The sequence below is a fragment of the Desulfosarcina sp. genome, from assembly GCF_033791525.1.
Taxonomy (GTDB): Bacteria; Desulfobacterota; Desulfobacteria; order Desulfobacterales; family Desulfosarcinaceae; genus Desulfosarcina.
The window spans coordinates 1-5250 of the sequence record NZ_JASJGN010000304.1 but is presented as its reverse complement, the minus strand read 5'-3'; the positions used below and the strand labels follow the sequence as shown (position 1 = coordinate 5250).

General features: G+C 56.5%; 5 protein-coding genes. All 5 read right to left on the bottom strand.

What is annotated here, in order from left to right; all coding sequences use genetic code 11:
• Nucleotides 1-1175 (bottom strand): iron-containing alcohol dehydrogenase (locus tag QNK41_RS15270; protein ID WP_319258400.1); only part of this gene is annotated, 1175 nt, incomplete at its 3' end.
• Between the two features lie 14 nt (nt 1176-1189).
• Entirely contained in the window at nt 1190-1960 is a 771-nt protein-coding gene (trpA, locus tag QNK41_RS15265) for a tryptophan synthase subunit alpha (protein ID WP_319258399.1), read from the bottom strand.
• Nucleotides 1953-3179: a tryptophan synthase subunit beta gene (gene trpB / locus QNK41_RS15260; RefSeq protein ID WP_319258397.1), complete on the bottom strand. Its 1227-nt coding sequence runs from the start codon at nt 3177-3179 to the stop codon at nt 1953-1955. Before trpB ends, trpA begins: the two co-directional genes overlap by 8 nt.
• A complete protein-coding gene (locus tag QNK41_RS15255) occupies nt 3172-3903 on the bottom strand; it encodes a GntR family transcriptional regulator (protein ID WP_319258396.1) in 732 nt (243 codons plus the stop codon). The genes trpB and QNK41_RS15255 overlap by 8 nt, the downstream gene beginning before the upstream one ends.
• A 489-nt stretch (nt 3904-4392) precedes the next feature.
• Nucleotides 4393-5250: leishmanolysin-related zinc metalloendopeptidase (locus QNK41_RS15250; protein WP_319258394.1), on the bottom strand; the 858-nt coding region annotated here is incomplete at its 5' end.

The window sequence follows — 5250 nt, the reverse complement described above, 5'->3', positions numbered from 1 at the left end:
CACCGATCCTGGATCATTTGGCCTATCTGCCCGGCGGAAAGTGGCAGCGGATTATTTTTGTTGGATCCATCGCGTACAAGAAAATTGACATGGTCAAGGGTCAGACCAAACTGCCCCAATCGGGGGATATCAAACTGATCGAGCCATCGGTACAGGCAATTCACGAGATGACGACAACAATCAAGGCGGTTTTCATGCTTGGCGCCGAATAGTTTGCCGATGCTGGCGAATTTCTCGATGGTGGTGTTGGATTGTTCCGTATGTACGGCAGCCAGATTGTCGACGGTGGCCTTCACCGCATAGGGCAGTAAATTGGCGCAGGCGACACCGTGGGGGATGGATACAATAGCACCCAAGGGACCGGCCACGCCGTGCACCACACCCAATCCCGCATTAGCCAGAGTGACGCCGGAGAGAAACGCCCCGTAAGCCACAGCAACGCGACAGCCGGTATCGGCAGCACCTTTGCCACAGGCATCGGGAAGCGCCGGGATTAAATGACGCATCCCGTCCATGGACAGGGCGTCAGTCAGCGGTGAGGCCTGGGTTGAGACATACGATTCGATCAGTTGGGTCAGGGCATCCATTCCGCAAGCCGCAGTCACCGAAGGTGGGGCCGACACACATAGGGTTGGATCCAGAATGGCCAGCCGGGGGATATAGTTGTCGTGCCGCAGGGATTTCTTGAATCCACCGCTTCTCACCTTGGAAATGACCGCGTTCTTGGTGGCCTCGCTGCCGGTCCCCGAGGTGGTGGGCACCGCCACCACAGGCACGGATTCACCCGAGGGGGACCGTTTGCCGACCCCTTCCAGAAAATCGACGACCGATCCATTTTCCTTGAGCATGGCGGCAATGGCTTTGCCCGCATCCAGCACACTGCCGCCGCCGACGGCCAAAACCACCTCAACGCCCTTGCTCATGAATTCAACTGCCGCCTGGTCCACCATGGCGGGAGACGGCTCGCCGGCAATGCGGTATTGATGCACGCGAATACCAACCGTCTTCAGATCCCCTATCATCCGGGAAAGCTTTCCGGATCGCTCAAGTGCTTCGGCCCCGGTCACCAAAAGCGCATTTTTACCGAAAGAAGCGGCTATTTCTCCAAGTCTATCGATGGCACCCGGACCAACGATCAGCCTGGGCATGGCTGAGAAGGTAAATGCTGAAATCATCGTCGATCCCCGTGTCAAGGATTGCTTACTATCTGTCGAATAAATCTACCCATTGCTTCGATCCCCTGGTTTTCAACGACTCGCAGCGTCTGGGAGCCGATGACGGCGATATCCGCTTTACCCGCTAAAAAATCGACATCCGCCTTGTCTTTAACCCCAAATCCCAGCGCGAGGGGCAGACGCGTGGCCGCCCGGCAGCGCCCTAAGTACTCACCAATCTGCCGGGAGAACTCGGTCTGGTCACCGGTGACTCCTTTGCGGGCCACACAGTATACAAAACCGTCAGCCACCCGGGCAATGGTGCTCATGCGAGAATCGGAGGTGGTCGGCGAGTAGATGAAGATGGGGGAAAGGTCGTGTCTGGTCATGGCCCCCAGATACTCGGTAGCCTCTTCCGGCGGCAGATCCGGCACGATTGCCCCCTGCAGGCCCCCCGCATGCATATCATCGGCAAATCGCTCCACGCCGTGCTTGAAGAGAATATTGTAGTAGGTCATGTACAAAAAGGGAATCGGAAACTGCCGGGCCACCGTACGGCCGAAGTCCAGGCACTGCTCCACCGTCACCCCGTTGGCCAGAGCCTGCTGGTTGGCTTTTAAAATCACCGGACCGTCGGCGATGGGCTCGGAAAAGGGAATCTGCAGTTCCATCAGGTCCACTCCGGCCTCGACCATGCTGCGCACGATCTCCAGGGAGGCCTCCAGGGAGGGATAACCGATGACAATATGGGTCATCAGCAAAATCTTCTTCTCGGCCAGCCGCGAGCGAATGTAAGTTTCAAGCATGGTATTGTCTCGCCTTTTCAATGATGAATTGTTTCCAGTTGGGATCGTCAAAGGCATCGGCGATGGTGAAGATGTCCTTGTCTCCCCGGCCGGACTGGTTGATCAGAATGATGTCGTCGGACGACATCCCCGGCGCCTCCTTGAAGGCCCGGGCAAAGGCATGCGCCGATTCCAGGGCCGGGATGACGCCCTCTTTGCGCATGGTCAAACGCAGCGCCTCGATCACCTCCAGGTCGGTGGCCCCCTCAAAACGTACGCGCCCTTTTTCCTTCAGGTCCGACAGGATCGGAGAAACACCGACGTAGTCCAGGCCGGCGGCGATGGAGTGGGTCTCTCTCATCTGGCCGTCACCGTCCTGCAGAAAGTAGGTCTTGTATCCCTGGGCCACGCCCACACTGGCGTCAGTGGCGCAGAGCCTCGAGGCATGTTCGCCGGAATTCAGACCCCGGCCGGCGGCCTCCACCCCCACCAGTTCCACGTCATCGTCGAAAAATCCGCTGAAGATGCCCATGGCATTGGATCCGCCGCCCACGCAGGCAAATACTTTTGTAGGCAACTGCCCTTCCCTTTCCATCATCTGTTGACGGGCTTCCTTGCCGACGATGGATTGGAACCAGGATACCATTTCCGGAAAGGGGTGCGGGCCGCAGGCGGTGCCCAGCACGTAGTGGGTCGAGTCCATATTTTTCACCCAGTCCCGGAAGGCCTCGTTGATGGCGTCTTTCAAGATCCGTGTGCCGTCGGTCACCGGCACCACCGTGGCCCCCAGCTGCTCCATCCAGAAGACGTTGGGCCGCTGGCGTTCCACATCCACCTCACCCATGTAGATGGTGCAGTCGAAACCGAAACGGGCCGCCATGGTGGCCGTGGCCACCCCGTGCTGGCCGGCCCCGGTTTCGGCGATCACCCGGGTCTTGCCCATGCGTTTGACCAGCAGCCCCTGCCCCATGACGTTGTTGGCCTTGTGGGCGCCGGTGTGATTGAGATCCTCGCGCTTGATGAAAATGCGGGCGCCACCGAAGTGGTTAGTCAGGTTCTGTGCATAGGTGATCGGTGTCGGCCGGCAGGAGTAGCTGGACATGATCTGCTCGTATTCTTGCCAGAAGATGGGGTCGTTTTTGGCCGCGTTGAAGACCCCTTCGAGTTCATCGAAGGTGGCAACCAGAATCTCGGGCAGAAACGCCCCACCGAAGTTACCGTAATAGCCTCGCTTAATCATGGTTCAAACCTCCAATCTGCTGAGAGAAAACGAACGGTTCGGTGTTGCAGTACAGGATCGAGAAAACGGCATTGTGCGCCTGCTTGAAATTGAGGAACCGGTGGACCACCAATACCGGCGTGCTGGCTTTCACATCCATAACCGCCGCTTTCTTGGCATCGAGATAACCGATGCGAAAGGTCTGCCGCCCCCCCACCGGTCGCATGTAAAAACTGGATTCGACCACCTGGGACAAGGAGCGCCCGGCAAGATCCATGCGATCGATGCCCTTGAACAGCACCGGGTGCAGATAAATTTCTTCCAGCAGCACCGGCGCCCCATCGACCCGGTTCAAGCGGGACAGGTAAAAAGCCGCCCCCCCGGCAAAGGGATTCTCCGCATCACCCTTGACGTTGACCCGCTTGGTTTTTTCGAGCATTTGAACGTCAATGGCAATCCCCTTTTTGTGAAAGGCCGAACTGGTGCCGGCCAGGGAGAACAGGTCGATCTCCTGCTCCGGTGTGCGCACATAGGTCCCCGATCCCCGACGCCGCGACAAAAGGTGCTGGCGCACCAGGACATCGATGGCCTGCCGCACCGTAGGTCGGCCGATGCCGTAGTCCTTTGCCAGCTGCGGCTCCGACGGAATGCGCGCACCCGGCGGGTAGTCACCGGATCGGATGCCCTCCATGAGGATGTCGGCCAACTGGTGGTACAGGGGTATGGGGGATTTGGGATTTAACATGGAACAACCGGGTTCTGGGTTCTGGGTTTGAGCTTCGAGCTTAACAGCTCACCAGCTTATGCGCTTATCAGCTACGATGTTCCGGGTCTCCGACTTCCGACTTCCGACTTCCGACTTCCGACTTCCGACTTCCGACTTCCGATAAAAATGGCACTTATTTGTTAAGTTGTCAATACAAATAAGTGTGAACAGAAAATAACTATGCATGGATGCAGGCGACCCATTTCCCGATTTTTTTCCGGATTAGTCATATTGTTCACTCCTTTATCATGAAACCCCACCGTTGCAATAACAGGGGAAATGCATGAGGATAAAGGCTTAGAAGCACATTAATCCCCTTAGCGGCTGTCTCAAAAATGGCCTCCGGGTTCAAGGTTGAGACAGATCCTCGTTTAAACCCGCAGGCAAACGCAAGTGTGCCGAAAACATGAAACGAGGATCCATCGCAGATAGTGGCCCAGAAGAAATTATTGAGAGGTCTTATAGGTACTATTCATCAACATATGCACTTGGTGGCAATACGGTCTGATCGGGAAAAAACATGTCCCCATGATCACCATGGTCTGCTCTGGCAGCACCGATGCCCATTTCTGCAAGTATTCTGGGCCCTGGCAATTCATAAGGATCAGCGGCAGCGTAGTTGACTTCATATCCAATGTCCTCAAGTGAGGCAATGGTTATCCGACTTAGCGGATTCATGCCGCTGTCTATCCACCCTGTCATCAGTTCATGGCCAAAAACACCTTCCCGCCAGTGCGCATCCCGGGTACCCGCCCCTCCGGTGTTGGCTACTGGAACCGATTGCGGTGGGTTGCCGCCGGTTAAGTTGCCATATTCCTGCATGGCTTTGGGTCCCACAAAGGTAGGATTGGCGGAGCCCTCACCCTGCAAGTAGGCGTGATAATCCCAGACGGTGCCGATACCGAGCACGTGGCCCATTTCATGAGTAATCACGTGCAGCAGGCTGCCATCGGCCTCCATACCGGCCAGATCGGCCGTATCAAAAGACATGATGCCTGTTGCCGGTAAATACGTCCCGTGGCGAAGGTCTCTTGGCCCGGCCATGCCCAGTGTATTCCCCCGGCCATCGATCGACTTTCCCTGGGCGGATATTAAAACATCATCGATAACTTCACCATCGACCACGACGCTCGGCAGATCGCCAACAATAATTTCCGACCAGCGGGCGGCTGCAAAATTAAAAACGCTTCGTTGAGATGCCGTCAAGCCGCCCATGAAGCGGATTTCAATGTTAAAATCAGATTCGGGCGCTGGCTCAGGTGTCTTCACCGTCAAATCCATTGACCAATATCTCAACAAACCGCCGTCATGTTGAGCGCTATCGTT

Bases quoted from the DNA above. Each gene is read 5' to 3' on its own strand.
- QNK41_RS15255 (WP_319258396.1), bottom strand. From the start codon at position 3,903: ATGTTAAATCCCAAATCCCCCATACCCCTGTACCACCAGTTGGCCGAC.
- trpA (WP_319258399.1), bottom strand. From the start codon at position 1,960: ATGCTTGAAACTTACATTCGCTCGCGGCTGGCCGAGAAGAAGATTTTG.
- trpB (WP_319258397.1), bottom strand. From the start codon at position 3,179: ATGATTAAGCGAGGCTATTACGGTAACTTCGGTGGGGCGTTTCTGCCC.